Source organism: Arthrobacter sp. SAFR-044 (assembly GCF_051965175.1).
Classification (GTDB): Bacteria; Actinomycetota; Actinomycetes; order Actinomycetales; family Micrococcaceae; genus Arthrobacter.
Window position 1 is genome coordinate 1 of the sequence record NZ_JBQCMK010000020.1, and the last position, 24,492, is coordinate 24,492.

General features: G+C 66.3%; 26 protein-coding genes. 14 read left to right on the forward strand and 12 right to left on the reverse strand.

Annotated features, from left to right (window positions below; translation table 11 throughout):
- Window positions 1–291: 291 nt before the first annotated feature.
- The 4 genes from ACTHQS_RS20175 to ACTHQS_RS20190 are packed head-to-tail and all read right to left on the reverse strand — an operon-like array spanning window position 292 to window position 4,130.
- Window positions 292–1,467, reverse strand: coding sequence for an alpha-hydroxy acid oxidase (locus ACTHQS_RS20175; protein WP_440172450.1), 1,176 nt, complete (start codon window positions 1,465–1,467; stop codon window positions 292–294).
- 23 nt (window positions 1,468–1,490) lie between these two features.
- Window positions 1,491–2,255, reverse strand: coding sequence for an amino acid ABC transporter ATP-binding protein (locus tag ACTHQS_RS20180; RefSeq protein WP_440172452.1), 765 nt, complete (start codon window positions 2,253–2,255; stop codon window positions 1,491–1,493).
- Complete coding sequence (locus ACTHQS_RS20185; protein WP_440172454.1) at window positions 2,252–3,211, reverse strand: amino acid ABC transporter permease; 960 nt, start codon at window positions 3,209–3,211, stop codon at window positions 2,252–2,254. The genes ACTHQS_RS20180 and ACTHQS_RS20185 overlap by 4 nt, the downstream gene beginning before the upstream one ends.
- Before the next feature lie 4 nt (window positions 3,212–3,215).
- Complete coding sequence (locus ACTHQS_RS20190; protein ID WP_440172457.1) at window positions 3,216–4,130, reverse strand: ABC transporter substrate-binding protein; 915 nt, start codon at window positions 4,128–4,130, stop codon at window positions 3,216–3,218.
- 218 nt (window positions 4,131–4,348) lie between these two features.
- Here ACTHQS_RS20190 and ACTHQS_RS20195 point away from each other — a divergent pair, with 218 nt between their 5' ends.
- The 4 genes from ACTHQS_RS20195 to ACTHQS_RS20210 all read left to right on the forward strand — a co-directional run bounded on the left by ACTHQS_RS20195 (window position 4,349) and on the right by ACTHQS_RS20210 (window position 6,568).
- Entirely contained in the window at window positions 4,349–5,050 is a 702-nt protein-coding gene (locus ACTHQS_RS20195) for a GntR family transcriptional regulator (RefSeq protein ID WP_440172459.1), read from the forward strand.
- A 137-nt stretch (window positions 5,051–5,187) separates the two neighbouring features.
- Window positions 5,188–5,685, forward strand: a complete 498-nt coding sequence (locus ACTHQS_RS20200) for an Hpt domain-containing protein (RefSeq protein ID WP_440172461.1) — start codon at window positions 5,188–5,190, stop codon at window positions 5,683–5,685.
- Between the two features lie 359 nt (window positions 5,686–6,044).
- Window positions 6,045–6,188, forward strand: a complete 144-nt coding sequence (locus ACTHQS_RS20205) for a hypothetical protein (protein WP_440172463.1) — start codon at window positions 6,045–6,047, stop codon at window positions 6,186–6,188.
- 26 nt (window positions 6,189–6,214) lie between these two features.
- Window positions 6,215–6,568, forward strand: a complete 354-nt coding sequence (locus tag ACTHQS_RS20210; RefSeq protein ID WP_440172464.1) for a hypothetical protein — start codon at window positions 6,215–6,217, stop codon at window positions 6,566–6,568.
- A 417-nt stretch (window positions 6,569–6,985) separates the two neighbouring features.
- On the opposite strand, the gene ACTHQS_RS20215 is transcribed toward ACTHQS_RS20210, so the two are convergent.
- On the reverse strand, window positions 6,986–7,717 hold the full coding sequence (locus tag ACTHQS_RS20215; RefSeq protein WP_440172467.1) for a hypothetical protein: 732 nt from the start codon (window positions 7,715–7,717) through the stop codon (window positions 6,986–6,988).
- 254 nt (window positions 7,718–7,971) lie between these two features.
- Between ACTHQS_RS20215 and ACTHQS_RS20220 the strand changes: the two genes are divergently transcribed.
- Window positions 7,972–8,484, forward strand: coding sequence for a hemerythrin domain-containing protein (locus ACTHQS_RS20220; RefSeq protein WP_440172469.1), 513 nt, complete (start codon window positions 7,972–7,974; stop codon window positions 8,482–8,484).
- A gap of 12 nt (window positions 8,485–8,496) precedes the next feature.
- Here ACTHQS_RS20220 and ACTHQS_RS20225 read toward each other — a convergent pair whose 3' ends face one another.
- Window positions 8,497–9,411, reverse strand: a complete 915-nt coding sequence (locus ACTHQS_RS20225) for a DMT family transporter (RefSeq protein ID WP_440172471.1) — start codon at window positions 9,409–9,411, stop codon at window positions 8,497–8,499.
- 406 nt (window positions 9,412–9,817) lie between these two features.
- On the opposite strand from ACTHQS_RS20225, the gene ACTHQS_RS20230 reads away from it, so the two are divergent.
- From ACTHQS_RS20230 to ACTHQS_RS20245, 4 genes are all read left to right on the forward strand, one after another.
- Window positions 9,818–10,069 (forward strand): hypothetical protein, encoded by a 252-nt coding sequence (locus tag ACTHQS_RS20230; protein ID WP_440172473.1) that lies wholly within the window; start codon window positions 9,818–9,820, stop codon window positions 10,067–10,069.
- A gap of 272 nt (window positions 10,070–10,341) precedes the next feature.
- Entirely contained in the window at window positions 10,342–10,491 is a 150-nt protein-coding gene (locus tag ACTHQS_RS20235; protein ID WP_440172475.1) for a hypothetical protein, read from the forward strand.
- Between the two features lie 8 nt (window positions 10,492–10,499).
- The gene (locus ACTHQS_RS20240; protein ID WP_440172477.1) at window positions 10,500–11,399 is read left to right on the forward strand and encodes a diacylglycerol/lipid kinase family protein; all 900 of its coding nucleotides are present in this window, start codon (window positions 10,500–10,502) and stop codon (window positions 11,397–11,399) included.
- A gap of 38 nt (window positions 11,400–11,437) precedes the next feature.
- The gene (locus ACTHQS_RS20245; RefSeq protein WP_440172479.1) at window positions 11,438–12,256 is read left to right on the forward strand and encodes an alpha/beta fold hydrolase; all 819 of its coding nucleotides are present in this window, start codon (window positions 11,438–11,440) and stop codon (window positions 12,254–12,256) included.
- Between the two features lie 50 nt (window positions 12,257–12,306).
- Here the strand turns inward: ACTHQS_RS20245 and ACTHQS_RS20250 are convergent, their stop codons facing one another.
- A complete protein-coding gene (locus ACTHQS_RS20250) occupies window positions 12,307–12,987 on the reverse strand; it encodes a VTT domain-containing protein (protein ID WP_440172481.1) in 681 nt (226 codons plus the stop codon).
- A 157-nt stretch (window positions 12,988–13,144) separates the two neighbouring features.
- On the opposite strand from ACTHQS_RS20250, the gene ACTHQS_RS20255 reads away from it, so the two are divergent.
- Window positions 13,145–13,804: a peptidoglycan-binding protein gene (locus ACTHQS_RS20255; RefSeq protein ID WP_440172483.1), complete on the forward strand. Its 660-nt coding sequence runs from the start codon at window positions 13,145–13,147 to the stop codon at window positions 13,802–13,804.
- Between the two features lie 6 nt (window positions 13,805–13,810).
- Complete coding sequence (locus ACTHQS_RS20260; RefSeq protein WP_440172485.1) at window positions 13,811–16,288, forward strand: hypothetical protein; 2,478 nt, start codon at window positions 13,811–13,813, stop codon at window positions 16,286–16,288.
- A gap of 17 nt (window positions 16,289–16,305) precedes the next feature.
- Here the strand turns inward: ACTHQS_RS20260 and ACTHQS_RS20265 are convergent, their stop codons facing one another.
- Window positions 16,306–17,478, reverse strand: a complete 1,173-nt coding sequence (locus tag ACTHQS_RS20265; RefSeq protein WP_440172487.1) for an FAD-dependent monooxygenase — start codon at window positions 17,476–17,478, stop codon at window positions 16,306–16,308.
- A 201-nt stretch (window positions 17,479–17,679) separates the two neighbouring features.
- Between ACTHQS_RS20265 and ACTHQS_RS20270 the strand changes: the two genes are divergently transcribed.
- Window positions 17,680–19,791, forward strand: a complete 2,112-nt coding sequence (locus ACTHQS_RS20270) for a transglycosylase domain-containing protein (protein ID WP_440172488.1) — start codon at window positions 17,680–17,682, stop codon at window positions 19,789–19,791.
- A gap of 74 nt (window positions 19,792–19,865) precedes the next feature.
- The gene (locus tag ACTHQS_RS20275) at window positions 19,866–20,168 is read left to right on the forward strand and encodes a DUF4193 domain-containing protein (protein WP_307424373.1); all 303 of its coding nucleotides are present in this window, start codon (window positions 19,866–19,868) and stop codon (window positions 20,166–20,168) included.
- Between the two features lie 125 nt (window positions 20,169–20,293).
- On the opposite strand, the gene ACTHQS_RS20280 is transcribed toward ACTHQS_RS20275, so the two are convergent.
- The 4 genes from ACTHQS_RS20280 to ACTHQS_RS20295 form a co-directional block, all read right to left on the reverse strand.
- Window positions 20,294–21,361 (reverse strand): S1C family serine protease, encoded by a 1,068-nt coding sequence (locus ACTHQS_RS20280; protein WP_440172491.1) that lies wholly within the window; start codon window positions 21,359–21,361, stop codon window positions 20,294–20,296.
- A gap of 128 nt (window positions 21,362–21,489) precedes the next feature.
- Window positions 21,490–21,942: a hypothetical protein gene (locus ACTHQS_RS20285; RefSeq protein ID WP_440172493.1), complete on the reverse strand. Its 453-nt coding sequence runs from the start codon at window positions 21,940–21,942 to the stop codon at window positions 21,490–21,492.
- Window positions 21,943–22,272: 330 nt separating this feature from the next.
- A complete protein-coding gene (locus ACTHQS_RS20290) occupies window positions 22,273–23,616 on the reverse strand; it encodes a phosphatase PAP2 family protein (protein WP_440172495.1) in 1,344 nt (447 codons plus the stop codon).
- A 44-nt stretch (window positions 23,617–23,660) separates the two neighbouring features.
- Window positions 23,661–24,137: a MarR family transcriptional regulator gene (locus tag ACTHQS_RS20295; RefSeq protein WP_440172497.1), complete on the reverse strand. Its 477-nt coding sequence runs from the start codon at window positions 24,135–24,137 to the stop codon at window positions 23,661–23,663.
- 81 nt (window positions 24,138–24,218) lie between these two features.
- On the opposite strand from ACTHQS_RS20295, the gene ACTHQS_RS20300 reads away from it, so the two are divergent.
- The gene (locus ACTHQS_RS20300; RefSeq protein ID WP_440172499.1) at window positions 24,219–24,386 is read left to right on the forward strand and encodes a hypothetical protein; all 168 of its coding nucleotides are present in this window, start codon (window positions 24,219–24,221) and stop codon (window positions 24,384–24,386) included.
- Window positions 24,387–24,492 lie beyond the last annotated feature (106 nt).

The window sequence follows — 24,492 nt, forward strand, 5'->3', positions numbered from 1 at the left end:
TCACCGGGCAGTTTTACTGGCCACCAGCGGGCACATTAACTGACCGTCAGTGGGCAGAAACTAATGGCCATTGACACCCGACCTGCGCCAGAGGTAGAAGTGCATGTTGGACGTGGGCGAATCTACGATCCGCCGCTCCTTGAATCGCAACCAGCTTCGCAGATCTCGGGTACAGCCTCCGTGCGCGTTGACCGGAAAAGCTGCCCGCCGCCGTCGTACGTTCGATGCTCGCTTAACGCAAAGCGCCCGCCGCCGAACGAACGGGGCGGGCACCTTTCGTGGAGCTTTTGGTTAGACGAGCAGGCTCTCAGCCGCCGCGCGCTGGGCGTGCCCCGCAAAGATGCTGCTGTCCAGGTCCGCCACCGAGGACTTCCCCACGAAGCCCATCGCCCCCTTGAACTCCTCCTGGAGGATCCCGAACACCCGGTCCACGGCCGGCTCCCCGCCGGTGGCCAGGGCGTAGGCGAACGGACGCCCGGCCAGGGCGGCCTTGGCGCCCAGCGCGACTGCCTTGACGATGTCGTGCCCGCGGCGGATGCCGCCGTCGAGGTAGACCTCCGCGCGGCCGCCCACGGCGTCCACGATGAACGGCAGGACGTCGATGGTGGCGGGCTGGGAGTCGAACTGCCGGCCGCCGTGGTTGGAGACGAAGATGCCGTCCGCGCCCTCGTCCACGGCCCGGGCCGCGTCCTCGGCGTCCATGATGCCCTTGATCACCAGGTTCCCCTTCCACTCGGAACGGAGCCTGGCGAAGTCCTCCCAGTTGGCGCCCGGGTTCTTGTTGGACGCCATCCAGTTGTTCATCTCATCCATGCGCAGCGGCCTGCCGTTGATCTGGTAATTCCCGTACGTCATCTTCCGGCCGGTAAGCCACCGCCACAGCCAGGCCGGGCGGGTGGCGGCGTTGAAGTAGTCCGCCACCGGCGGGCGCGGCGGCATGGACAGCCCGTGGTGAAGGTCCCGTTCGCGCTTGCTGGAGGACCCGACGTCGCCCGCCACCACCAGCGTCTGCACGCCCACGGCCCGTGCCCGGCTGATGTAGCTGGCCGTTTCCGCCGGGTCCTTCCAGAAGGCGATCTGCGCCCACAGGTTGTCCGGCGCCACCTTGGCCACCTCTTCCAACGAGCAGCCGGCCCAGGCGCTGTGGATGAAGATCGAGCCCGCCCTGACCGCAGCCCTGGCAACGGCCGGGTCGGACCCCGGGTGAAAGATGGTGAGCATGCCCATGGGCGCCACCATGAGCGGCATCGCCAGGGAATGGCCCAGCACGGTGGTGGAGGTGGTCAGGCCGCGGAGGTCCACCATGGAACGCTGGCGGAGCATCAGGGCATCAAACCGGTCCTCATTGGCGCGCATGGTGGTCTCATCCAGCGCACCGCCCTCCAGATAATCCGAGATCATCCTGGGCAGCTGCTTCCGGGAAGCCCGGCGGTAGTCATCAATGCTGACAATCCATTTGTTTCTCAAGGGTCCTGCTCCAATGTGAAGGTCTAAATTACTTTCGCCAGGAATTGCTTGGTGCGTTCATGCTGCGGTTCCCGCAGGACGGTGCGGGGGTCGCCCTGCTCCACGATGCCGCCGCCGTCCATGAAGATGAGGTGGTCGCCTACTTCCCGGGCGAAGCCGATCTCATGGGTGACCACGATCATGGTCATCCCGCCGTCCGCGAGCTTGCGCATCACGTCCAGCACCTCGCCCACCAGCTCCGGGTCCAGCGCGGACGTGGGCTCGTCGAACAGCATCAGCCGCGGTTCCATGGCCAGCGCCCTGGCGATGGCAACGCGCTGCTGCTGGCCGCCGGACAGGGACGCAGGGTAGGCGTGGACCTTCTCGGACAGCCCCACCCGTTCCAGCAGGACCCGGGCCCGGTCCTGGACGGCTTTCCGGTTTTCCTTCTTCACCCTGACCGGTGCCTCGCAGATGTTCTCGAGCACCGTCATATGTGGAAAGAGGTTAAAGCTCTGGAACACCATGCCGACGTTCTCGCGCATCCTGGCCGCCTCGGCGTTGTTCTGCGCGTGCAGCCGGCCCTTCCTGATCTTCACGCCAACCGGCTGTCCCTCCACAAGGATGTACCCGCCGTCGAGCGTTTCCAGCTGGTTGATGCAGCGCAGGAACGTGGACTTGCCGGACCCGGACGGCCCGATGATGCAGGTGACGCTGCCCTTGGGGACGGTGAGGTCGATGCCTTTGAGGACCTCGAGGTCGCCGAAGCTCTTGGTGACCCCCTGTGCCTCGATCATCACGTCAGTCATGGCCGGGCCTCCTGTGGTGTGGTGGGGGAGCCGGGCGCCTTGGCCTTGCGGCGCCGGCTGCTGCGTCCTGCGGTGATGCCGCCCCGGTTGAAGTGCCGTTCAATGAAATACTGCCCCAGGCTCAGGATGCTGGTGACCAGCAGGTACCACATGCTTGCGGCGATGAGCAGCGGGATGGTCTTGAAGTTGGCGCTGTAGACCAGCTGCGCTGAGTACAGCAGCTCCGGGAAGGCCAGGACGCTGACCAGGGAGGTGGTCTTCAGCATGGAGATGGTCTGGTTGCCGGTGGGCGGAATGATGATCTTCATGGCCTGCGGCAGCACGATCCGGGACAGGATGTGGAAGCGCCGCATGCCCAGCGCCGTGGCCGCCTCCGTCTGCCCGCGGTTGACGCTCAGCAGCCCGGCGCGGACGATCTCCGACATGTAGGCACCTTCGTTCAGGCCCAGCCCCAGGATGGCCGCCATGAACGGGGTGATCAGCACGTTGGCATCCACGGAGAAGAACTCCGGCCCGAACGGCACCCCGACGGCGATCCGCGGGTAGATGGCGGCGATGAAGCCCCAGAAGAGGAGCTGGACGAACACCGGCACCCCGCGGAAGAGCCACACCAGGAAGGCGGCGGTCCCCGCGACGATGGCGTTCGGCGCGAGCCGGGCCAGCGCCAGCAAAACGCCGACGACGATTCCCACGGCCATGGAAATGGCCGTCAGTCCCAGCGTCCGCAGCAGGCCCGTGAACAGGCGCTCCGAGGTGAACCAGCCGAAGACGACGTTCCACTCGAAGCGGGGATTGGTGACCAGGGAATAGCCCACCAGGAAGACCGCGAACAGGACGATTGCCGCCGTCAGCCACAAACCTCCGTGGCGCTGGTGCGGACGGCCCATAAGCAGCTGCCGGTCCAGTCCGTCCCCGGCGGGTGCCTTGGCGTTCGGTTCCGTGGCTGTGTTGGCCATGCTGCTACTGCGCTTTGTTGAAGGCGAAGTCAGAGATTGCACCGCTGCCTACACCCCACTTGTCCAGGATCTCCTTGTACTTGCCGCTCTTGGCAAGGGATTCCATGCCGAGCTCGATGGCCTTCTCCAGGCCGGCGCCCTTCTTGAAGCCGATGCTGACGGGGGAGACGTCCTTTTCGCCGAGCAGCTCGATCTGGCCGCCCTGCTTGATGGCGTAGCCCAGCGTCGGGCCGTCGATGTAGACGGCGTCGATGCGGCCGGCGGTCAGTGCCAGGTTGGGGGCCTGCATGTCCGGGTAGGTCATGGCTTCGATGGCCGGGTTGCCGGCGTCCGTGCAGGCCTTGGACAGGGCGGGAAGTCGCTTGAGGTCCTGGAAGGAACCCTTCAGCACGCCCACCCGCTTGCCGCAGAGGGTGTCAATGGTGAGGTGCTGCGGGTTGCCCGGTGCCACGCCGATGCCGCTGCCTGACTGGTAGTAGTCCACGAAGTCGAGCACCTTCATGCGTTCGGTTGAAGGTGACATCTGGGAGATAGCCATATCGAACTTCCCGGCGGAAATGCCGGGGATGATGCCATCGAACGGGCCGCTCTTGACCTCAGTCTTCAGGCCGAGGGTCTGCCCCAGGGCCATCGCGATCTCGGGGTCCACGCCAACCGTGGTGGTCCCGTCCGGGGCCATGAAGTGCAGGGGCGGGGAGCTCTGGCTCATGGTGATGGTGAGCGTCCCCTTGTCCTTGGCTTCCTTGGGAAGTGCTGCCGCGGCGGCGTCGTCGACCTTGACGGCCTCCGCGGAGCTTGAGGGCTTGGGGGTCTCGGACTGGGCAGAGGAGGTCATGCTGGGATTGGAGCATCCGGAGAGAAGCACGCCGGCCATGGACACTGCGGCGACGCTTGCCAGCATCGATCGAAACTGAATCATCTACACGCCTTCGGAATTTGGGGGAGGAGGGGTGGTAGGAGAGCTTCCAACCTGGGTGGGCAGCCTTAGTTGTGGTACAGATCACTTTGCTGTCCGGTATCATGTACCGTACATCATGCACGATCTTCTGCAAACACCCTTTCGAGCTGACGGGGTTGTGACGGGGCGCTGCTGCTGGCTGCCCTCCGCCTTACCCTTAATTCACATAGGATTCCGAAATGAACGCCGCTTCGCCTGAAGAAGAAGTCCTGATCCCCGGCCGGCCCATGCTGGTGGACCAGGTGTTCGAAGCGATCCTGTCCCTGCTGCTGGACGACAAGATCTCCACCGGATCACCGCTGAGCATTGACGGACTGGCCAAGCGGTTCAAGGTCTCCTCCACCCCTGTGCGGGAAGCCCTGGCGCGCCTGGAGACGACAGGCATGGTGCGGCGGGAGGCCCTGCGGGGCTACAAGGTGGCGCCGGAGCCGACCGCCAGCGACATCGCGGCGCTGCTGACCTCCCGGCAGATCCTCGAGCCCGCATGCACCAGCATTGCCTGCACCAACTCGACAGAGGAACTCGTGGCGGACCTGGAAAAGTTCCACCGCGACCTGGAGGCGTCACGCCACGGCGGGGACACCTTTGCCGGATACCGGGCCTACTGGCAGGCGGACGAGAACTTCCACCGGCGCATCGTTGAGGCCACCGACAACGAGTTCCTGCTCCGGGCCTACGGCTCCATCGAAGGGCACATCCAGCGGTTCCGGTTGATGGTGCACAACGACATGAGCGGCGACCACACAGTGCAGGAGCACCAGGCCATCATCGATGCCTTCAAGGCGGGGGACTGCGCCGCGGCAACGGCCGCGATGAACAACCACATCGAGGGGATCAGGTCCCGCTCGCTGAGCCTCAAGAAGTTCGGGCAGCAGTGCTGACCCACCCGGTTTAAGCCCCCGGGAGCGAATTCGAGTACACACTACTCGTGTGCCCTTCTGCCGCGGCCGCATAACCTCGGAATCGGTTCGCAACTGGACCGACTTGCAAGGGGGAGCATGGACATGGGCGGAAAGCCGTGGGCTTTGAGGGGCCCGCATCAAAAGCATCACGACGGCGGCTGGTGCTGCCCGCCGTCGGGCTGCGGAGAGTTTGCTGGCCGGCTGGCCTGGAGCCGTCCGTGATCCAGGACGGCGGCCCTGCACTGCCTCTGCTGGATGCCTCCGTGCTGGCGCGGCTGCGCGCCGAAACCGAGGATGACGACGGAATTTGGAGGCTCTTCGTCCGGAACTTCATCGATCAGATGCAGCCCAGGATCGAGAAGCTCCGCAGCACGCTGACCAGCGGTGACGCCACGTGCGCGCTGACAGCCATTCTGAGCCTCCGGACCTCTGCCCAGATGGTGGGGGCCCGGCTGCTGGCCGACTTGTCCCTGGAACTGGAACACGCAGTGCGCGGCGCTGCGGCCGGCCCGGACCCGGCCACCGTGCTGCCGAGCCTTGCTGCACAATACCTGCGCAGGATCGTGCACTCCGGCCAACGGACCAGGGAGCACTTGGAGGCGGCCCTCGCGTAGCCTTTTCAAGACTCTTCCGGGGCGGTACACCCACCGTCGAGAGGCGCCGCCGGCAGGTATCCGGGCGGTAAAAATCAGGTATCAGTTACTGGTCAAATTTGCCTGGCGGGCGCCTAGCCTGCATCCATGCTGAAGACCGTGTTTGGGATATTCCGATCCGCTCCAAAATGCAGGTTTTGCGGCGGCCCGCTACCGCCTACTCCGACTGCGGAATTTTGTTGCCGCGACTGCTTTGACCATTACCAGCACCTGGAAAAAACGGCCGGCCCCGACCGCTAGCTTGGTCTTTGCGCGGCCGGCCTCTTAACAAAGCACCCGTCTTGAGCGAACGTTGAGGTTGCCTTCCTAATCTGTGGCCCATGGGTAAATACAGGGGAAGCTACGATGTCCGCTATTCACGCCGGGAACTGCGGCGGCGGCGGTTGCATACGCTGTCCTACGTCGGGTTGGCGCTCCTGGCCGTGGCCACCGTTGCGGTGGTGCTCATGGCCATCGGGCGCTGACCGGCTGCTGCGATTATGCTCGAACCATGGCGATGCATGATTCTCCGTCGAAGCCCATGACTGCCGTGAATCGAGGGCTGTGGCGGCGACGGATGTGGATGTGGATCGTTGCCGCGGGTTTGGACGTGTACATCCTGGGCTTCGTCATAGGACTCCAGCCCTCGGGTCCCCTCTGCGGCAGCCCGCTGCTGCGGGAAAGCCATGCGGCTGAACTGATAGGCCTCCAGAAGGCCGGAATCGGGGCGGCGGCCGTGTGCTACAAGAACATCGATGCCGATTCCGTCCCTGTCTGGAGCCTCATGGCACTGGGCGTCTTTTTGGTTATCGCCGGAGTTGCCGTCCGGATCGTCATCATCCGGCGTTCCGCACGCGTTGAGTGAGCCCACGGGGCAGGCGTAGCAGCGCGCCCGGGGCGCGAAGGGTGGGGAGTGCGGCGGAGGAAACAGCGGCGTAAAAAATTCGTCAAGGTTTCCGTCCTGAAGCCCGGATCCCGGCCGGCCCGGCCTGCCCCGGGGGTACCTTGGATGCAGTGCCGCCGCCTCATCATCCCCCAAGTTTGAGGCGGCGGCACTTTTCTTAACTCCGCCGGCTTAACTCTGCGGGCGCGGACCGGCCGTGCCCACCCTGGGCGGGGCCCGCCGTCGTACGTCCTGGCGCGCCTAAGCCGCCGGGGGAGCTGGTGCGCGTTGGCCCGGACCTGGCGTTGACCTGCGTCCCGTTCCCGGACCAACGAGCCCACCCGCTCCCGCTCGCCGACCTGGACCCATCCGCGGCGGCGTCGCAAACGTCCTGACGCTCTAAGTGCTGGGCGTTGCCGCCTTTTTCTGCAGCGCCTCGGCCATCTTCTGCACCTTGGCGCCGTAGCCGCCGTTCAGCGCGGTGTCCTTGATCTTGTTCGCCTGGGCGTCCAGGTCCGCGGGGGCCGCATTCTTGAGTGTGGTCAGATCAGTCTGGAGGTTCGCAGGGAGCTTGGCGAACAGCTTCGGGTGGGCGATGAGCTGGTCGGCCACCTTCTGGAGCCCGGCGCCCGGGTTGCCCGAGCTGAACGCGGTGCGCAGCTCCTGGCGAAGGCCGGCGATTCCGGTAACTGTCTTTTCCAGCGCTTCGGCGCGCTTCTGGACCTCGGCGCCGTAGCCGCCGGAAAGGGCGGTGGTCTTGATCTTGTAGGCGTCCTTTACCCGGTCCGCCGGGGCGGCGTCCTTGAGCGTGGTCACGTCCGCCTGGAGGGCGGCGGGCAGCTTGGCGAACAGCTGCGGGTGGTTGACCAGGGCTTCGGCTGCCTTCGCGGCACGGTCGCCGGCCGCCTGCGGACTGTCAGCGTTAATACCCAGGAACGCCTGCAGCCCGCCGGCACCCTTCGCCTCCTTGGCCTGGCCCGCAGCCGCGGGGGACGCGGTTGAGGTGGGGGTGGAACTGGGCGAAGCAGACGCCGCGCCCACGCCGGCAACGGCCATGGCGCCGGCAGCCAGGAGCGCTGCGGCTCCGACGCCGATGCAGGTTTTCATTGACGGGATTGCTGGGTTCACCACGGTGTGTCCTTCCGAATTTGCGCGTGCGTCCGCGCTCAACGGCGTGGACCGGCACGGGATCACTGTAGGAGCCGATGCTGGGGAAACGCTGAATGCCGCAGCTGCCCGGCGGATTCTTGTCACCGTCTCAGGTGATGAGGTACCCACCGGTTGTGGGAATCTGGTGGGAAACCTGCCCTTGCAGCTTGTGGTGGTGGAAGACGGGCCGGTGGGGGTAAGGGTTAGGGCGTACACACCCTGCCGAGAGGACCACCATGGACATCGTTGAAGTGATTTTGAACGACCACCACGAGCAGCGGCGCCTGTTCGCCCTGCTCGATGAAATGCATGCCAGCGAAACATCGAGCCTGGAAGCGGTGTGGAAGCGGATGCGCATCCTGCTGGAGGTCCATGCCAAGGCAGAAGAGGAACTTTTTTACCCGGAGCTGCTGGAACTGGGGAAGGGGGCAGGCGGAAAGGACTCCGCCGCTGACGAGACCACCGACGCCATCCACGACCACAACGAAATCCGGGACGCCATCAGTGACGTCTCCCGGCACCAGACGGGGACAGCCGACTGGTGGGAGGCGGTGGCGAAGCTCAACGAAGCCAACGGCGACCACATGGCTGAAGAGGAACGTGAGGGCCTGACCGACTTCCGGCAGCACGCCTCCCTGGAACTGCGGCACCGCCTGGGCCTGGCGTTCAGTATTTTCGAATCTGAGCACGCCGGCGGGATTGAGCCGGAGGACGTCAGCCCCGAGGAATACGTCCGCGAGCACGAATAGAGCCCTGGGTGGTTACCGCTTGATCCCCGGTTCGGCCGGTTTCTTGACGGTGGCCAGCAAAATGACACCGGCGATGGCGATGGCTCCGGACACGAGAAACAGGACAATCGCCAGCGGCGGTGCCGCATCCGCCTCGCCCAGGATGGTGATGCCGATGGCGACGGCCACCAGCGGGTCGATGACGGTCAGGCCCGCGACCACGAGTTCGGGCGTTCCCCGGCTGTGCGCGTTCTGGACCAGGAAACTGCCGGCCAGCCCGGCAATGACCAGCCCCGCCAGGCAGGTCAGGGACAGCCATTCGAAGTCGCCCTGGAACAGGCGGCCGATCACGGTCTTGGCCAGCGCCGCGACGAACCCGAACAGGATCCCGGCGCCGGCGGTGAAGACCACCGCGTGCGAGCGGTGCCGCCACATCAGATAGGCCGCGGCCACGCAGGCCAGGACCACGGCGAGGACGATCAGGATGGTGACCAGGTGCTGGTCGCTGATCTCCACGTCCTCCGCGGACAGCGCAGCAACGGCCACGAAGACCGCCACCCCTCCAACACAAAGCGCGACGGCGGTAAGGGCCCGGCGTCCGGGCCGCCTGCGGTTCATTCGGGCGGTGGCGAGGGTGGTCACCACCAGTGCCACGGCGCCGATGGGCTGCACCACGATCAGGGGCGAGAACCGGAGGCTGGTGAGCTGGAGCAGAATGGCAGCGCCCAGCATCGCCGTCCCGGCCAGCCATGCCGGTGTCCGGATCAGGGCGTGAAGGCGTCCACCGCCCATGCTGCCGGCCGCGCGTCCGGATGCAGCCGGCTGGTCTCCCACGGCCCGGTGCTGGAACAGTGTTCCCAGGGCGAGCAGGACCGCCCCGACGGCGGCGATGGGAATCCCCAGCCAGTGGTAGGACGTCAGTGCTGAGACAGCCGCGGCCTGGATCATGATCAGACCTTACCCACGCCGCGCCCGCTTATCTTCCCATCGAGGCGAGGTTCCAAAGCCGTGTGTCGTTCCCGGCTGGAGCATGGTGTTGTGCTGGGGCCCGTGGCCTTCGCGACGTTTGCTAAGTGCAGGGGCCTGCCCGTAAAGTCTACAGTGTAGAGAAGTTGTTGACTTGGTTTCAGTAAAGGGATCAGCGTTTGCAAGGCCGCCATGGCTGCTCGCACCCTTACCTAGGAGAACCAGACGTCCACGCACGCGGACCTTCTCACCCCATTCCAACTTTGATCCACCCTGCCGGGCCCTCTCGAGGCTGCCGGCAGCCGCCCCGGGACCCCGTGCAAGGCCCTGGGCTTGAAACCGCTGTAGCCGAACGGCGAACAACTGCACCTCGTTGAAAAGAGCCACTATGGCGCACTCGCAGTTTGACCAGTTCCTCCAAGAATCCACCTGCCCGGACCACGAGTCCGGACGCACCCTGGACAACGACACCCTGTACGGGCTCTATACCAGCTGGTGCCAGCTGTCCCAGCGGGAGCCCCAGGCCGAGCACATTTTCTGGGCCGCGATGAGTCAGCGCGTCAACCCCGACCAATGCCTGCGCATGACGGGACCGGCAGCTGCCGACTACATCATCTGCAGCTACCGGGCCCTGGTGTGACCCTTCACCCCTCCCAAGCCTCGAACAGCTACATCCCCCGCCACGCCCTCCAGCCACGCGGGAAACATCCCTGGTGTGCACACTGCGACACCGACTTCCACCTGTCCGTTGACTCGCCGGCCGTCCCGAACCTCCGCGCATCAACCATCTCCGTGGCTGTGCACTGTTCCCGGTGCCGCCGCTCGAGGGTGCTGGAAACCACGGCAGAGCACGTGGCAGCCCTTCCCTCCCATATCCCCAGTCCCCGTGAATCCCCCAGGAGTACTCCACACGTGATGAACAACAGCTGCACTGCACCCGCCCCCGCCGCCCACGAACCCCGCACCGCCGTCGAGCATTTCGACCTCACCCCGGCCGGACTGTCTGACGCGCCGGCCCAGCAGCAGGACCTGGACAGCCTGGTCCACACCGGCAACAGCTAGGAACCGCCATGAGCACACCGCGGACGTTCCGCTCCATCGCCATCATTTTCAATCGCAACAGCACCGGTGACGCCCCCGCGCTGGCCGGGGAGCTCCGGACCAGCCTCACCGCCCTGCTTCCCTACACGGCGGACATCAGGCTTCAACCCACCAACCACGCCGGGCATGCCGTGCAGTTGGCCCGCGAGGCCGCTGCCGCCGGCGGGGACATACTGGTGGTCTCGGTCAGCGGAGACGGCGGCTACAACGAAGTGGTGAACGGCGTCATGCAGGCCGGGAACCCGGACGCCGTCTGCGCCGTCATGGCCGCGGGCAACGCCAACGACCACCGGCGCACCACCGGCACGGCACCCCTTGAACAGGCCATCGCCGCCGGAAAGGTCCGGCGCATGGACCTGCTGCGCATCACCACAGGGGAGCCCGGGGACGCCCCGCACGAGTACGCCCACTCCTACATCGGCTTCGGGCTGACCCCGGTGATGGCCATCGGCCTGGAAAAGGGCAGCAAGGGCGCGCTGAAGGAGACCTTCTCCGTGGTGCGCACCTTCTCCAAGTTCAAGCCGTTCGAAATCCTGCACACCGGCGGCAAGCGGCAGAAGTTCGACAGCCTGGTCCTGGCCAACATCGCCCAGATGGCCAAGTACGCCACCCTGAGCGAGGCCGACGGCAAGCTGGCGGACGGCAAGTTCGAAGTGGTGATCTTCCCCCACAGGTCCAAGTTGCGGATTCTGCTGACCGCACTCCGGGCGGCCACCAAGGGACTGGGGGACCAGCCCAGCGTCAGCAGCTACGGGTTCACCACGCTCAAGCCCATCCCGTACCAGATCGACGGTGAGGTGAGGTCGGTCGACGCCGACACGCTGGTCACCGTCCATAGCGCACCTGCCGCGCTGGCCACTTTAGGGTAGTGAATCGCATGAAGGATTTGGATTGAAAGGGACTACCGGTGCACGCCGCAGACGACCAAACACCCCGCGCTGAACCGGCGCGTCCCCGGCTGCGGCTGCCCCGCACGCGCCGCCCCACGCCCCGGGTGGTCACCAGCGGCGGACTGACCTCCCACGTGCATTTCCTGGCCGGTCCCGCAGCTTCCACTGGCCCGGCTTTTGTGCTGCTGCACGGCATCGGCATGTCCCACCGCTATTACCGGCGGCTGCAGCTTCTGCTGGCCGGCCATGGTGACACGTACGCCTTGGACCTTCCCGGCTTTGGCGGCACCCCCACCCCTGACCGCCAGCTGACCGTGGCCGAGTACGCGGTGCATGCGGCCCGGGTCCTGGAAAAGATGGGGGCAGGCCGCGTTGTGGCGGTGGGGCAGTCCATGGGGACGCAGTTCGCCGCCGAACTGGCAGTCCAGCGGCCGGACCTGGTGTCCCACGTGGCGCTGCTGGGCCCGGTGGTGGACCCGTCCCGTCGGACCGTCCTCCAGCAGTCCCTGGCCCTGGGCCTGGACTGCCTCAAGGAGAGCCCGCTGGCGAATGCGGTGGTGGTCACCGACTACGCCCGTTCCGGGCTGCGCTGGTACCTCACCGAACTGCCGGTCATGATGGACTACAACCTCGACGCCCGGCTGGCCATGGTGAGCCAGCCTGTCACCGTGATCCGCGGCTCCCGCGACCCCATCGCGCCGCGGGACTGGTGCGAGAAGCTGGCAGCCACCGCGCCCAACGGACGCTTCCTGGAGATTCCCGGCAAGCCGCACCTGGTCCAGCATGGCGGAGCGGCCGGCACCGCGGCGGAGATCCTCCGGCTCGCCGGGGAGTAGGGGCGGCGCGGCGGCCGCGTGCCACCGGGATGCAGGGGAGTGGATTCCCCTTACTGGCTGCGCTTCCGCCGCCGGTTTTTGAGCAGCTCGATGCCCACCGGGACGAATGAGACCAGGACGATCCCAACGAAAATCAGGTCGATGTTTTCCCCGATCCAGGCATACCGGCCAAGCCAGAAACCCAGGAAGGTGACGCCGACGCCCCACAGCAGGGCGCCTACCGCGTTGTAGGCAAGGAAGGCGCGGTAACTCATCTTTCCCACGCCTGCGGTGACGGGAAGGAAGGTGCGCACGATTGGCACGAAGCGGGCCAGGACCACGGACCGGCGGCCGTATTTGAGGAAGAAGCTGTGGGCCTTGTCAGCGTATTCACCACGCAGGAGCCGGGAGCCGGGGCGGTTGAAGACGGCCGGCCCTGCTTTCCTGCCGATGAGGTAGCCGGTTTGGTCTCCGCCGAGCGCTGCAAGAAACGCAGCGCCCGCCAAGACCGCGATGGGGACGTGGATGGTTCCCGTTGCCGCCAGCAGGCCTGACGTGAACAACAGGGAGTCACCGGGCAGGAAGAACCCCACCAACAGGCCCGTCTCCACGAAAAGGAAGGCGCAGACGAGCAGGACCAGCCAGGGGGCCAGGGCCGGGTCACGGAGGAACTGGTTCGGATCCATCCATCCGGGCAGCAGGCCTGTTACCTGGACGGCGGCGGCGGAAGCGGCCGGAATGAAGGGGTGCATGCGCCTAACTTATGCCACCAACCTTGGCGCCAGCCTGCGCTGCCCCGAATAGCTTCGCAAAACAACTAATCATGCTTACTATTGTGGAGCGTGGGCTGCCCGCTGGGGGCAGAGCACCCGCGCCGCACCGGAGGTCTCTCAAAGCATGGACAACGAAATGCGTCCCCTTACTGATGAAGAACTGATGTCCGAACAGGCCACCGCCCTGCCGGACAAGGAAGTGGCGTCCGTCCTGGACCTGAACGCGGACCTGGACCTGGGCATCAACGCCGCGGCACCCATCGACCTCGCCGTCGCCGCCAACGCCAACGTGGCCGCGCCCATCGATGCCGCCGCCTCGGCCAACATCCTCTCCTTCGGCTCCGACGCGCAGGCACTGTCCAGCCAGGACGCCGCCATCGACCAGGGCATCACCGCAGACGCGAACGCCGACTCCACGCAGGACAGCGTGATCGGCCAGGCCGACGGCACCACTGACGCGGGCACCGCCGACGCCGGCACCACGGACGGATCCACGGGCACCGTCGCAGATCCCACCAGCACCGGTGGGCTCACCGATGCAGCGGGCGCCCTGAACGGCAACCTGCTCAACGTCGACGTCAACCTCGACGCCGACGCCGCCATTGCCGCCCCCATCAACGGTGCCGTGGCCGCGAACGCCAACGTGGCTGCTCCCATCGACGCCGCCGTGGCCGCGAATATCGGCTCCATCGACAGCCAGGCCTACGCCATCTCGGACCAGAGCGCCACCATCTCGCAGCACATCGACGGCGAGGCCAATGCCACCGCCGGCCAGCAGTCCGACCTGCAGCAGTAAGCCCAGATGACCCAGACCCATGGCGGCCCGCCTTCCCAGGCGGGCCAGCCGTCGTCGTACCCTGACCTTGCCCATGTTCCGCCGGGCGAAGTCCCGCCGGGCCAAATTACGACGGCGGGTGCCCACCTTCCTGCCTTGGCCGACGGCGTGCAGCTGCTCGGCACAGCGGAGGGCTCCGGCTACCGGGAGCCGCCGTCCCTGGTGCGCCGCGCCGACGGCCAGACCCTGCAGCTGACCCGGCTCCTGTACTTGGTGCTGGAGGCCGCCGACGGCACACGGAATCTGGACGCCATCGCCCGGCATGCCAGCGAGGGCTCCGGGCGGCTGGTCAGCGCTGACAACGTCCGCACGCTGATGGACTCCCAGCTGCTGCCGATGGGCCTGCTCCGGCTGGCCGACGGCAGCCAGCCCGAGGTCAGGAAGGCCAACCCGCTGCTGGGCCTGCGGTTCCGCTACATCGTCTCCGATCCCGAGCGCACGCGCAGGATCACGGCACCGTTCGCAGTGCTGTTCAACCCGCTGATCGTGGTGGCCGTGACGGCCGCGTTCCTTGCCGCCTGCTGGTGGGTGCTCATGGTCAAGGGCCTGGGCTCCGCCACGCACGAGGCCTTCGAACAGCCTGCCCTCCTGCTGCTGATCCTCGCCGTCACCATCCTCTCCGCGGGCTTCCACGAATTCGGCCATGCCGCCGCCACGCGCAAGGGCGGCGCGACTCCCGGGGCCATGGGTGCCGGGCTGTACCTGCTGTGGCCCGCGTTCTTTACGGACGTCACGGACTCCTACCGGCTGGGCCGCGGCGGCAGGATCCGCACGGATCTGGGCGGGCTGTACTTTAACGCGATCGTGGCGGTGGCCATCATGGGCCTGTGGTGGGCCACCGGCTTCGACGCGCTCCTGCTGGTGGTGGTCACGCAGATCCTGCAGATGGTCCGCCAGCTGATCCCGCTGGTGAAGTACGACGGCTACCACATCCTGGCCGACGCCACCGGGGTGCCGGACCTGTTCCAGCGGATCAAGCCCACCCTCCTGGGAATCCTTCCGTGGCGGTGGGGAAACCCGGAAAGCAAGGTGCTGAAGCCGTGGGCGCGGGCCGTGGTCACCGCCTGGGTCCTGGTCACGGTGCCGGTGCTGCTGTTCAGCATGGTGATGATGGTGCTGTCCCTGCCGCGGCTGCTGGCCACGGGGTGGGCGAGTGTGGTCAAGCAGCAGGAAGCGCTGGCGGCAAGCCTTGCCTCCGGAGATGTCCTGGGCGTGGCGGTGCGGGCGCTGGCCATTGTGGTGGTGGCCGTGCCGGTGCTGGGCGTGCTGTACATCGTGGTGCGGCTGCTGCGGCAACTGGTGACCGGTTTGTGGCAGAAGACGCGCGGCAAGCTTGCCCAGCGGTTGGTGGCCATGGGCGCTGTAGGGGTACTGCTGGCGGGACTCGCCTGGGCATGGTGGCCCGACGGCGGGACATACCGTCCGGTGCAGGCCTACGAACGCGGGACGCTGGGCGACGCCACGCGGGCGATCCTTCCCGCGGGCAACAACGACGGCGGGGCGTTGCGGCAGGGCGCTGCCGGACGCACCGTTGCGCTGTGGCCTGCCGGCACCGCCAAGCCGACGCGGGACAATCCGCAGCTGAGCATGGTGCTGGTGCCGGTGGCTGCCTCGGCTTCCGGGACGCCGCCTGCCGGTGGCGCTTCCTCCGCTGCGGCGCCGGTGGCACCGTCCTGGGTGTTCCCGTTCGACCGGCCGGCGGCTCCCGAGGGCGACGGAAACCAGGCGCTCGCCGTCAACACCACCGACGGGTCCGTCCAGTACAGCGTGGCGTTCGCCCTGGTGTGGGCCGAGGACGGCCAGCCCGTCACCACCACCAACGAGGCCTATGCCTTCGCCAACTGTTCGGGCTGCGCGGCGGTGGCTGTGGGGTTCCAGGTGGTCCTGGTGGTGGGGCAGACGGACGTGATCGTGCCGCAGAACCTGTCCGCGGCCGCCAACTACAACTGCCTGGACTGCCTCACCTACGCCCTGGCCAGCCAGCTGGTCCTGACCCTCGACGGGCCGCTGGACGGGGACAGCAAGCAGCAGCTCGAGGCATTGTGGGCACGGATCGCCGAGTACGGCCGGCACCTCCAGGACGTTCCGCTCTCTGAGATCCAGGCAACGCTCAACGGGTTCAAGGAGCAGATCACGGCCATCGTCAAGGGTGCGTCGGTTGCCGGGGGTACCTCCGGCGCAACGTCGCCCGCGACAGCCGGCGCCAGTGAGGGTACGGTCCCTGCTCCTGCCTCATCGCCTGCTTCGGGCGGCTCCACCGCTCCAGCAACGGCACCCGCCGGAACCTATGCACCCGCCCCTGCCGCGACTGAGGTGCCCACGGCGCCGGCCGGACAATATGGGGGAGGCGGGCAGCCGACGTCGTCCGTTGACTACCCCACAACGGAACCCACCGTGGATCCCGGCGCCGGCGCGACGGCCCAGCCCACGTCCGGCACGGGCTGACCGCCCCAAGGCGCGCCCTACTTGGCGATGCTGCGCAGGATTTGGTGTGCAACCAGGCGGTCGACGCCGGGAAGTCGGGTTGCGCGGATGACCCACCTGCGGAGCAGGAGCTGGGTAGTGTTCCTGGGCAGGAACGTCGCTGCGGTCCGCCGTCCCGATTTTTGCGCCATCTCCACCACGGGGCGCCACTGCTGCTCGAACCGCGCCAACGCCGCGCCGATGCCACTGGGCGTGGCGACCGGTCCCAGGACGTCACCGAGCAGCGCAGCCCCGGCGATGGCCAGCGAACCGCCTTGGCCCGCCAGCAGCGACACGGCGCCGCAGGCGTCACCCACCAGGACTGCGCGGTCCGTGTGCCAGCGGGGCATGACCACTTGCGCCACGGTGTCGTCATAAGGATGCGCGGGGCACAGGTCAAGGAGCCTGTCCACCGCGTCCCCCAGCCCGGCGAACTCGCTGCGGAGCCGCTGGCGGGCCGTTACTGCCTCTTTCCCCGGTGACACGGCGTCCCGGTAGACCAGGAAGGCGGCCACCTCGTCCTGGCGGATGCCGTACAGCCCAGCCATCCGGTTGAGCGTGTCGGTGAGGATGAACCGGCCCCGGAAGCGCGCATTCAGGGCCGGATCGGTGACGATGAACGCCGCGGCCCGCATGCCCAGCGGCCGGAGGAAGTCCCTCTCGGGCCCGAAGACGCCGGCGCGCACCTCTGAATGGATGCCGTCTGCACCGACCAGCACATCGGCGCTCATTTCCTGGTTGGCCTCTACGAGGACGTGTGCGCCATCTGCGTCGGTGCGCGCATTGACCACCCGTGCCCCGTAACGCACCCGCACCCTGCCGGCCGCGTCTTCCAGCGCCGCCAGGACCGCTGCCTCAATGTCCGGGCGCAGCAGGCTCAGGACTTTCCCGCCGGCCAGCTTGGAGAACCGGAGGTAGTCGATGCTGCAGGTGGTGCGGCCTGCGGTGTCCACGTAGTCGGCGGACTGGATGTGGTACGCCGCCTCTGCCAGCCGGGGGTACAGCCCGATCCGCTCCGACGCCTCCACCCCCGGGCCGAAGAAGTCCATCATGTAGCCGTCAGGCCGCAGCGCCCGGGACTTTTCCAGCACCTCAACGTCCCAGCCGGCCAGGGCCAGCTGGCGGGCCGCGACGAGCCCGGCGATCCCGGCGCCCGCCACGATGGCCTTCATGCCGGCGCCTGCGCGGAGGAGCTGCCACTTGCATCCGGGCGGGGGATTGAACGTATGCTGGCAAATAACATATGCACTACTACATGTAAGCAGGGGGACGCTGCGCCGGCAAGACATCGGGGCAGGCTCACTGGAGCACGCGGAGAAGGCACGAACCACCTGCGCTTCTCCATTTGCGCAGCCAACGAGCAAAGGAAACATGTGCAGCACGTGAACAAGGCGCTGGTACCGAAACTGCTGGCCTTCATCACGGTCTGCGTAGCGTGCGGCATCCTGGCGGCAGGCCTTTTCGTTCCCGCCACCGCGGTGGCGGGAACGGTTGCGGGCCGCTCCATCAGCTTCTTCGACAAGCTCCCGGCCGAGCTGGAACTGAATCCGCCGGCGCGGAACTCGAAGGTGCTGGCGAACGATGGCTCCGTCATCGCAACGTTCTATTCCCAGAACCGCGTCCCCGTCACCCTGGACAAAATGTCACCGTTCATGCGCGATGCCATCGTCTCCATCGAGGACGCCAGGTTCTACGAGCACGGGGGCATTGACCCGACCGGAATCCTGCGGGCCCTTGCCGTGACGGTCCAGGGTGGCCGCCAGGGCGCGTCCACCATCACCCAGCAGTACGTCAACAACATCATCATCGAATCGCTGGTGTCCAACGGCAATGCGGACGAGGTGACCACGGGTGCGTCGAAAACCATTGGCGACAAGCTCCGCGAGATGAAGCTCGCCATCGCTTTGGAAAAGAAGTACTCCAAGGACCAGATCCTTGCCGGGTACCTCAACATCGTCTACTTCGGTAACGGCGCCTATGGCATCCAGGCCGCGGCCCAGGAGTATTTCGGTGTCCCGGCCATCAAGCTGACCCTGCCGGAAGCGGCAGCCCTGGCCGCGGTGGTCAACAGCCCGGTCTACTATGACCCCCTCACGCACCCCGACCACGTGGTGGCACGCAGGAATGTGGTCCTGGACAAGATGCTCGAACAGGGCCTCATCAGCGCCGCCCAGCATGACCAATCCGTGGCCTCGGCCCTGGACCTGGACGTCCACCAAAGTGCCCAGGGCTGCACCGCCGCGGCCTCTGCGCCCTATTTCTGCGATTACATCAAACGGCTGATCCTCAACAGCCCGGCCTTCGGCCCAGACGAGGATGCCCGCCAAAAGCTCCTGGATCAGGGCGGCCTCACCATCCGCACCACCCTGGACCCGGGCCTGCAGCAGGTCGCGCAAAAGGAGGTCGATGCCGCACTGCCGGCGACCGACCCCCTGCAGCGCGGTTCGGCCCTCGTCAGCGTCCAGCCGGGAACGGGAAAGGTGCTGGCCATGGCGCAAAACACCAACTACAACCCGGCGGCAGCACCCGGAAACTACACCGGCAACTTCGCCCTGCCGGAGAAGGACGCCAACGGAAACCCCCTGGACGGTGCCGGCGGTTTCCAGATCGGCTCCACCATGAAGCCGTTCGTCTTCGCCGAATGGCTCAGGTCCGGCCGGTCCATGGCCACTGTCCTGGACGGGTCAGTCCGCGTCTACAAGGCAGGCTTTCCGTGGAAGAACAGCTGCGGCACCACCACCGGCTCCTACGACCCGGCACTCGGGCAGACCCCGCTGCCCAACGACGACCCGTACCACTACTACCCGATGAGCGTGCTGAAGGGCCTATACCACTCCATCAACACCATCACGTTCCAGTCCGCCACCCGCCTGGACTTCTGCAACATCCAGAAAATGGCGACTGCTGCCGGCGTCAAGAACGGCCATACGAACCAGCCGTACGATATGTCCAGCATCGCCAGCCTCATTGGCACCCAGGATGTCGCACCACTGGACATGGCCAACGCCTACGCCACCTTCGCGGCAGGCGGGGTCCACTGCGATCCCGTGGCCCTGGAATCCGTCACCGACGCCCAGGGCCGCCAGTACCCGGTGCCCTCGGCCCACTGTGCCCAGGCCATCAGCCCGGAGGTGGCCGCCGGGGTGGCGTACGCCCTCAAACCCGTCCTGGTCAAAGGCTCCGGATACAACATCCCCGTGAACAAGGACCACGACATCTTCGCCAAGACAGGCACCACTGACGGAAACACCCAAACGTGGACCGTGGGGGCCACCACGGGAATCGCCACCGCCTCATGGTTCGGCAGTTACAAGGGCTTTGGCCCCCAGTGGGCCAACCAGGACATCACCATCAACGGGAAGTACTACGCCGGCCTGGACGGGGCCAACATCGCCGGTACCCAGTGGGGCCACCTCATGGACGCTGCCGCCGCCAAGTACCAGGGGGCGTCCATGCCCGCGCCCCCGGCCTCCATGCTGCGGTAGGGGCGGGGCCCGGCGGGAACAACCACAGAGGTGGGTTCGTTGGATACGGAACTGCAAGGGAAACGAGGATAATCATGGCTGCTGACTACGACGAACTGCGGACCGACGTCAAGGAAACACAGGAACGGTCGCTTGAGGACCTCAAATCCGCCAATGCCCCGGACGCCCGCAGCGTGGTCCGGGAGCTGGATGCCCCTGACGATGCCGACGCGCTCGGCATCCCCGGGGGCGAAATCGTGGCCGAGGAACTCACGGTAGTGGTGGTGCCCGTCGCCGAGGATGAGTTCACGTGCCACTCCTGCTTCCTGGTCCGGCACCGTTCGCAGATCGCCAGGGAAAAAGACGGGCACCTGTACTGCACCGAGTGCGAGGGCTGACCGCTCCTCCCGTTGCCGACTCTCAAACGGGCAGGGGATTTCCACTCGCGGCACCAAATCAATTGCAGGTGCGCAAGGCTTTGCCGGCTCTGCGGGAGTAGGCGCCGCCTGGGACCCGCGGCGGGTCAGGGCTGGTCGGCCAGGTTTCCGAGTGTGACCCGCAGGCTTTGGGACGTGCTGCCGCGCTCCACCACCACCTCCACCTGTTGGCCTGGATCCTGCTTCCTGAGGGCCGCGAGCAGGTCCGTTACGTTTCCGACGGCCGAGCCGGCGAATTTGGTGATGATGTCGCCTGACTTCATGCCTGCCTGCTCGGCCGGGCTGCCGTGCGCCACGTCGACCACCAGTGCTCCCGCCGTGGTGGGCAACGAGAACCGCTGGGCAAGTTGCGGGGTGATGTCGGTCGGCACCACGCCAAGGGCGGCGTGCTTGACCGACCCGCTCGCCAGCAGTTGGTCTGCGACATCGGTGACAGTCGATGATGGCGTCACGAAGCCGATGGCCACCGCTCCGGAACTGGGCGGCAGGTAGGCCTCGGAGAGTCCGATGACTTGACCGCTGGAGTCAGCCACGGCGCCGCCGGAGTTGCCGGGAGAGATCGGAGCGTCGGTCTGGAGCAGGTCGATGGCTCCATGGGGGGATTCCTTGGACGGGGGCATGTTCCGGTGGAGGCCGGAAACAATTCCGGCGGTGACCGTTTCCTCCAGTCCCAGGGGGCTGCCGATCACCACCGTCATCGAGCCCACCTCCGGGGCCGATGATGCGAACCGTGCGGCCGGGAGGCCGGTCCGGTCAACTTTCAGGACGGCGACATCGGTGACATCATCAACTCCCACGACGGTACCTTCGGACTGGGAGCCGTCCGCGAACTGGACCTGGACTTTCTTGAAGGGGTTCTTTTGCTGGTCCTCCACCACGTGGGCATCCGTGACGATGGAACCGTCGCTGTGATAGATGACGCCGCTGCCCAGCCCGATGTCTGTCCGGATCGTAACGACGGAGGGCTCAACCTCCTTGACCACCCCTGGCACGGCAGGAAGGCCTCCGCCGCCGGACTGGCTTGCCGCCGGTCCTGATTCGCCCGGTGATGCCGCGGTGGAACTGGGTGCCGGGCCGGGGCTGCCGGTGCAACCCGCCAGCGCAAGAGCTGCTGCGCTCACCCCTGCCGCCGCACAGAGCCTGAAAGATTTCATGAGGTCTCCTCCTCCTGCAGTTCACTGCGGTCCATTCCCTTATGAAACCGCAGTAGTTGCATAAGCGCAATGGATCGCGGTTTTCTGGGGTAGGGAGGAGCGCGGCTGGGGAAGTCGGGTGGCCGCCCTTACTTCGGCACGTAGGGGGCGTACTGCGACAGCGTCCCATCAAGTACCGGAACGTCCAGGACCTTGCTCCGGCCCTTGGCTTCGATGGTCAGGTCCGTGCGCGCTCCGGGGGGATCCTCCGTGCTTTGAAGGATGTGTTCGGCTGTGTCGAATCCGATCTGCCCGTGGGCCGGGACCGTCAGGTCCACGGAGTTGTTCCGGTCCCTGATCACCAGCGGAATGTCTGCACCGGTGCTGTTGAAAACCATCCCCAGGAGGCGGCCCGGCTGGTCCTGCGCGGCAGAGACCACCGAGATGCTCCGGAGCTCGAGCCCCTCCAGATCGAGGTTGGCGCCTGTGGCCACGGATTTATAGTTCTGGACTCCAGAGTTGTAGCACCCGCTCAGCCCCACGGCTGTGCCCAGCACCAGCAGGATACAGCTGAGGCAATGGATTACACGTTTTAACGACATTTGAATTCCTCTCCTGGACAACAGTTACGATCGGTGGCAGGTGGCCGCGGCGGGCCAGCGCTGGGCACAGAACCACCAGCGAACCAGGGCTCTCAAAATTTGCCGGTCCGGCGCCCGGGAAAGATCCGACCTTCGTCAGGCGGTGGCGGCTGCGGCCACTGCCGCTGTGTCATCCGAACTGCGCTGCCGGCCGGGCCCAGAAGGCCTGCGACGACGGCGGCGCAGGTCGCCGGGAACAGTGCTGCTTTTAACGTTAGGTCCGTTTTGATGCTTCGCCCGTAACAAGCCTGTCAAGAATGAAGGGCGAGCATCACGAGTGGGCAACATCCTCTAATTGGCAACAACGGCCGGACGAGCCGGGGAGGCCTCCCCGGCGCCCCTGACAGTGCGCCACGTGTCCAGCGCGATGACCGCACCCACGATCGCCAAGGATAGGAACACGGAGGCTAACGCATCGGTCAACCAGTGATACCCCAGGTACAGCCGGCTCAAGGTCACCAATCCGATGCCGAGCGCTGCGGCCACTGACCACACGGCCGCCGCAAGGCGCTTGTCTTTCCGCCGCGACGTGACGAGGTATGCCAGGACCAGCAGGAAATCGCAGGCGCCCAGCACGTGGCCCGAGGGAAACGAAAAGCTTGGGTCCGGTTCCAGGAGCATGGCATCCACGGGCGGCCGGGACCGGTGGACTATCGGCAGGATGATCTGCGAAATGATGACCCCGGCCACCATGGCGCCGGCAAAAAGCAGGGGTCGCCACGCATGTCTTCCCGCGAAGGTCCAGGAGACGGTGACGGCCAGGACAATGATGGGCATCGCTACCGGCCCGAATACACGCGCCACGGGCGTCATGGCGGCGGTCAGCACGTCGGACCGTTGCGACAGGAGCCACTGCCGGACGGGTTGGTCCAGGGCGCTTAGCCCATCGTTGTGGAGGACACTCCAGAGCGTGAGGACGAAGAGCGCTGCGCCGGCCAGGACGAGCGCTCCGGCTGCCATGTAGTAGCCGCGCCGCTCTCGGGCAGATACGTGCCGTTGTTGAACGGAGAATAGGTGGTGGAGCCGCCCGCGTCCCGCCGTAGCCACCAAGGATGCCGAAGACCCTGCCGGCGCCGGCCGGAGGGAGTGCATTTGGGACCCTTCCGGAAGTGAATGCCTGTCTGCCCCCGGGATGTCGGCCATAATCCGGGGGTCCAGGTCTGCGCCCCGCCTGAGCACGCTGATTTCCCCGGTGGTTTCGAGGACGACGCAGGCCACTTCGTCCAGGTTCCTGACTCCCGCCACGCGGAGAGTGGGCCAGAGCTCAGCTTCGGCCAAGTGCACTTTGTGGAGGTTTTCGTGGATTACGGTGCTGCCGGACATGAGCAGCACCGGGCGGTCTTGCAGGAACCGCTCAGCCGCACGCCACCGTTTTAACTTTCCCGCGAAGGCCTGCAGCCCGAAAAGGCACAGCAGGGCCAATAGACCGGCCCCCAGCGTCGGCGTGTATCCAAGGGCCGCCCGGCCAATGACAGCGCCCAAGGCCACGATGATGGCGAGGTCCGACCTGGCCACGCGTGCCAGCACCCGCTGCCCGAGCAGACGGACCAGAACCATCAGGGCAAAGTACATGCCGGCCGTGGACAGTATCACTTCAAGGGCCTGCTGCGGCGTGAGTGTCAGTTCCTCCCACATGGCTTTTTCCCTTCGTAGGCAGGCCCGCCGGAACCTTTGGGGAGCTAGATTCCCAGCAGCAGGCTCTCTGCGGCCGATGGCTCTCCGGCGGCGAGAGCGAACAATTCGAAGCCGGCAGCTACCTTTAACTGTTCGTCCGGCGACAGGCCGGCCAGCACCTGGGCGATCTCCCGCCGTCGCGCCTCTGTCACGTCTTCCACGATCCGCAGTCCCTGTGCGGTCGCCGAGACCCTGACCTCACGCCGGCTGCCGGGGCTCTGTTCCCGCACCAGCAGCCCCGCCGCTTCCAGCCTGTCGGCGGTCCTGCTGAAGCTTGACTGGTGGACGCCGAGGAGCTGTGCCAAGTCGCCCATGCGCGCTGGCCCCCTGGAAGACAGCAGCACCAGGACGCGGAATTGTGGAAGCGTCACGGCGTCCGATACACCTGCCAGGGAGCGGGCGACCAGTCCGAGCAGTGCCCGTGAGGCCGTGAGGGTCCGTTCCAGCGCTTCATCATGTCCAGCCGCACCCTGCGCCCGCATACGTGACCCAACTCCTTGTAGATGGCCGAGTTCCAGCACCTTTCATGCACGGAAACAACGTTTGATCCACAGCATATGTTGGTGCGGAACGTGGTTCAAGGCGTACCGACGGCGCCGCTCGTGCTGGGCCGCAACATTCCCGTCAACGGCAAGTTCTACCCGGCAGTGGACGGGGCATTTATCCCCGGCCCGCAATGGGCGCACTACATGCACGGTGTGGTGGGCTTGTACAACCACGGGAACTTTTGATGCCCCGCCGCAGAACCTGGTCGGCACCCCTGGAACTGGCTCGCAGCCGACGCCGTCGAAGAGAGATGACGCGCATCCCGATTCGACACGCAGAATCGTTGGCACA

Excerpts from the sequence above, each read along its gene's own strand:
- ACTHQS_RS20250 (WP_440172481.1), bottom strand. The coding sequence starts at position 12,987 with ATGCACCCCTTCATTCCGGCCGCTTCCGCCGCCGCCGTCCAGGTAACA.
- ACTHQS_RS20290 (WP_440172495.1), bottom strand. The coding sequence starts at position 23,616 with ATGTGGGAGGAACTGACACTCACGCCGCAGCAGGCCCTTGAAGTGATA.
- ACTHQS_RS20205 (WP_440172463.1), top strand. The coding sequence starts at position 6,045 with ATGGGTAAATACAGGGGAAGCTACGATGTCCGCTATTCACGCCGGGAA.
- ACTHQS_RS20285 (WP_440172493.1), bottom strand. The coding sequence starts at position 21,942 with ATGTCGTTAAAACGTGTAATCCATTGCCTCAGCTGTATCCTGCTGGTG.
- ACTHQS_RS20275 (WP_307424373.1), top strand. The coding sequence starts at position 19,866 with ATGGCTGCTGACTACGACGAACTGCGGACCGACGTCAAGGAAACACAG.
- ACTHQS_RS20220 (WP_440172469.1), top strand. The coding sequence starts at position 7,972 with ATGGACATCGTTGAAGTGATTTTGAACGACCACCACGAGCAGCGGCGC.
- ACTHQS_RS20265 (WP_440172487.1), bottom strand. The coding sequence starts at position 17,478 with ATGAAGGCCATCGTGGCGGGCGCCGGGATCGCCGGGCTCGTCGCGGCC.
- ACTHQS_RS20195 (WP_440172459.1), top strand. The coding sequence starts at position 4,349 with ATGAACGCCGCTTCGCCTGAAGAAGAAGTCCTGATCCCCGGCCGGCCC.
- ACTHQS_RS20260 (WP_440172485.1), top strand. The coding sequence starts at position 13,811 with ATGACCCAGACCCATGGCGGCCCGCCTTCCCAGGCGGGCCAGCCGTCG.
- ACTHQS_RS20255 (WP_440172483.1), top strand. The coding sequence starts at position 13,145 with ATGCGTCCCCTTACTGATGAAGAACTGATGTCCGAACAGGCCACCGCC.
- ACTHQS_RS20190 (WP_440172457.1), bottom strand. The coding sequence starts at position 4,130 with ATGATTCAGTTTCGATCGATGCTGGCAAGCGTCGCCGCAGTGTCCATG.
- ACTHQS_RS20185 (WP_440172454.1), bottom strand. The coding sequence starts at position 3,211 with ATGGCCAACACAGCCACGGAACCGAACGCCAAGGCACCCGCCGGGGAC.
- ACTHQS_RS20225 (WP_440172471.1), bottom strand. The coding sequence starts at position 9,411 with ATGATCCAGGCCGCGGCTGTCTCAGCACTGACGTCCTACCACTGGCTG.
- ACTHQS_RS20180 (WP_440172452.1), bottom strand. The coding sequence starts at position 2,255 with ATGACTGACGTGATGATCGAGGCACAGGGGGTCACCAAGAGCTTCGGC.
- ACTHQS_RS20295 (WP_440172497.1), bottom strand. The coding sequence starts at position 24,137 with ATGCGGGCGCAGGGTGCGGCTGGACATGATGAAGCGCTGGAACGGACC.
- ACTHQS_RS20280 (WP_440172491.1), bottom strand. The coding sequence starts at position 21,361 with ATGAAATCTTTCAGGCTCTGTGCGGCGGCAGGGGTGAGCGCAGCAGCT.
- ACTHQS_RS20240 (WP_440172477.1), top strand. The coding sequence starts at position 10,500 with ATGAGCACACCGCGGACGTTCCGCTCCATCGCCATCATTTTCAATCGC.
- ACTHQS_RS20210 (WP_440172464.1), top strand. The coding sequence starts at position 6,215 with ATGGCGATGCATGATTCTCCGTCGAAGCCCATGACTGCCGTGAATCGA.
- ACTHQS_RS20230 (WP_440172473.1), top strand. The coding sequence starts at position 9,818 with ATGGCGCACTCGCAGTTTGACCAGTTCCTCCAAGAATCCACCTGCCCG.